The 2,687-nt window shown below is 49.4% G+C and carries 3 protein-coding genes; all 3 read left to right on the top strand.

The window, feature by feature from the left end:
* Positions 1-106: 106 nt before the first annotated feature.
* The 3 genes from DW757_RS17035 to DW757_RS17045 all read left to right on the top strand — a co-directional run bounded on the left by DW757_RS17035 (position 107) and on the right by DW757_RS17045 (position 2,612).
* Entirely contained in the window at positions 107-517 is a 411-nt protein-coding gene (locus DW757_RS17035; RefSeq protein WP_118752321.1) for a transposase, read from the top strand.
* On the top strand, positions 511-852 hold the full coding sequence (gene tnpB, locus DW757_RS17040) for an IS66 family insertion sequence element accessory protein TnpB (RefSeq protein ID WP_072524981.1): 342 nt from the start codon (positions 511-513) through the stop codon (positions 850-852). Before DW757_RS17035 ends, tnpB begins: the two co-directional genes overlap by 7 nt.
* Before the next feature lie 143 nt (positions 853-995).
* Positions 996-2,612, top strand: coding sequence for an IS66 family transposase (locus tag DW757_RS17045; RefSeq protein ID WP_118752322.1), 1,617 nt, complete (start codon positions 996-998; stop codon positions 2,610-2,612).
* Positions 2,613-2,687: the final 75 nt, after the last annotated feature.

The following is a 2,687-nucleotide window of genomic DNA, read 5'->3' on the forward strand; positions in this document are numbered from 1 at the left end:
GTAAGCGCCAAATATTCCTGCGGATTTCCTGATCCTCAAGTTTTGCCTATAATTGTAGAGTCGAAAGATATTTAGACTATTTCACTACAATTATGGAGGATAGGTTATGGCAGGTACTCGCAAAGCCCGTGTTCCGATGGCGGAACAGATCAGGCTTATCAATGAATGCCGCCAGAGCGGCATGACAGATGCTGACTGGTGCCGTGAAAACGACATTGCAGTAAGCACCTTTTACAACTGGGTCAGCCGTTGTCGGAAAGCGGCAGCGGATCAGATCCCAGCAGCGAATTATGGTCATTCTTCGGTTCCCCGCCCGAAACAGGACGTGGTCCCCATTGACATTGTTCCGGATCACATCCCGGAACAGCATACAGCATCACAGATGCTAAACTCGCACCTTGACAATTCACATACGATCGAAGTTGCCATGAAGGATATCACAGTCCACATCAGCAATGATGCAGATCCGGTCCTGCTCACCAGGATATTCCGCCTGCTTCAGGAGATCTCATGTTAGGGGATATCTCCGGACTTGAAAAGATCTACATTGTCTGCGGCTACACCGATATGCGGAAGTCCATTGACGGACTCTGTGCCGTTATCGAGGACCAGCTTAAGATGGATCCCTCGTCCAGTGCTCTCTTCCTTTTCTGCGGAAGAAGACGGGACAGGATCAAAGCCTTGTTCCGTGAACCGGACGGCTTCGTTCTGATCTATAAGCGGCTGTCTGTCCGCGGCGGCTATCAATGGCCCAGGAAGCAGTCGGAAGTCCGGAACCTTTCCTGGCGGGAGTTTGACTGGCTGATGTCCGGGATCGATATTGACCAGCCCAAAGCCCTCAAAGCAGAGTAAAAAATCATCTGGATCTTAGCAGAAATCCTGCACAGAAAAATACGGAAATCCCCTGTAGATTCGGCATTTTTCAGGAGCTATTTTCCTTTAGTAAAAGCCCCGTTTCTGATATAATAAAGGTATCAGAACCGAGGAGGGAAACGATGGCTTCCAGTGCAAAAGATATCCAGCTCAGAGAGCTGAAAGATACGGTATCACAACTGAAAACAATGGTATCCGAACAGACTGAACTGATCCGATCTCTCCGTCTTATCATTGACGAAAAATCCAGTCACGAGAAAGCGCTTCAGGAACAGGTAGATTATCTGACCAAGAAGCTTTTCGGCTCATCCAGCGAAAAAAGATCCGATGATATTCCGGGACAACAGAACCTTTTCGATGAAGCGGAAGTGGAACAGGATCCATCCCTGCTGGAAGTAGAAACTGTGATCAAGGAACATACCCGTAAAAAGAAGGCAACCCACGAGGATCTCTTCAAAGGCCTGAAGGTTGAAAAAGTAGTGATCCCTCTTCCCGAAGAAGAACAGATCTGTCCGGTATGCGGCACACAGATGGTCCTGATCGGTGAGGAGTATGTCCGCCGGGAACTGGAATTCATTCCTGCCACCTGTAAAGTGATCGAATACTACAGCCAGAGTTACGGATGTCCATGCTGCAAGGAAGGGCTCGGCGATACGGAAAAGCCTGTGATCATAAAGTCTCAGGTTCCGGCGGCTCTGGTTGGGAAAGGTCCTGCCTCAGCATCCACTGTTGCATGGACCATGTACCAGAAGTATGCCAACGGGCTTCCCCTTTATCGGCAGGAAAAAGACTGGAAGCAGTATGGGGCTCAGATCAGCCGGACCACCCTTGCCAACTGGATCATCTACTGTTCGCAGAACTATTTCCAGCCGATGTATGATTACTTTCATCGGGAGCTGCTGAAGCGCAGTTTTGCAATGGCAGATGAGACACGGGTCCAGGTGTTAAAAGAGGAAGGGCGCCAGGCCCAGACCCAGTCGTTCATGTGGCTGTTCCGAAGCGGCGAGGATGGACTTCCGGCGATCATCCTGTATGGCTATTCCCCTACCAGGAGCGGCAGCCATGCAAGGGAGTTTCTGGAAGGCTACAGCGGATACCTGGAAACGGATGGATATCAGGGATACAACAATCTTCCGAGGATCAGACGCTGCTCTTGTTGGGCGCATATCCGTCGATACTTTATCGACGCCGTTCCCAAAGGAAAACAGTATGACTACAGCCAGCCGGCAGTGCAGGGCGTCCAGTACTGCAACCGGTTGTTCGCCATTGAGGACTCCATTAACAAAAAGTATCCCGGTGATTATGAAAAGCGGAAGCAGCTGCGTCTCGAGAAGGAAAAACCCGTTCTGGAGGCTTTCTGGTCGTGGCTCGATCAGCAGAAGCCCGTCCGGAATACCCGGATGGATAAAGCCGTGAATTACGTTCTTAACCGACGTGATACAGCGGAGACTTATCTGGAAGACGGACGGTGCAGCTTTACCAATAATCTCAGTGAGAATGCAATTCGTCCATTCGCAGTAGGCCGGAAGAACTGGCTCTTCAGCAATTCCGTTGACGGAGCGAATGCCAGTGCGGTAGTCTACACAATGGTTGAGATGGCAAAAGCATACGATCTGAATATTTATGGATATCTTAAATTTTTACTGGAGCACCGGCCAGGTAAAGATATGACCGATGAACAGCTGGCAGAGCTGGCACCTTGGAGTGAAAAACTCCAATCTATCAAAAATCGCATGTGAATTATAGTGAATTACTCCAACTCGCAAAGGGCTGGAGTAATTTTAAATTTTACCGCACTATTATTTGGCGCTTAC

It is taken from the genome of Clostridium sp. AM29-11AC (assembly GCF_003480545.1).
Lineage (GTDB): Bacteria > Bacillota > Clostridia > Lachnospirales > Lachnospiraceae > Otoolea > Otoolea saccharolyticum_A.

Bases quoted from the DNA above. Each gene is read 5' to 3' on its own strand.
- DW757_RS17035 (WP_118752321.1), top strand. From the start codon at position 107: ATGGCAGGTACTCGCAAAGCCCGTGTTCCGATGGCGGAACAGATCAGG.
- DW757_RS17045 (WP_118752322.1), top strand. From the start codon at position 996: ATGGCTTCCAGTGCAAAAGATATCCAGCTCAGAGAGCTGAAAGATACG.
- tnpB (WP_072524981.1), top strand. From the start codon at position 511: ATGTTAGGGGATATCTCCGGACTTGAAAAGATCTACATTGTCTGCGGC.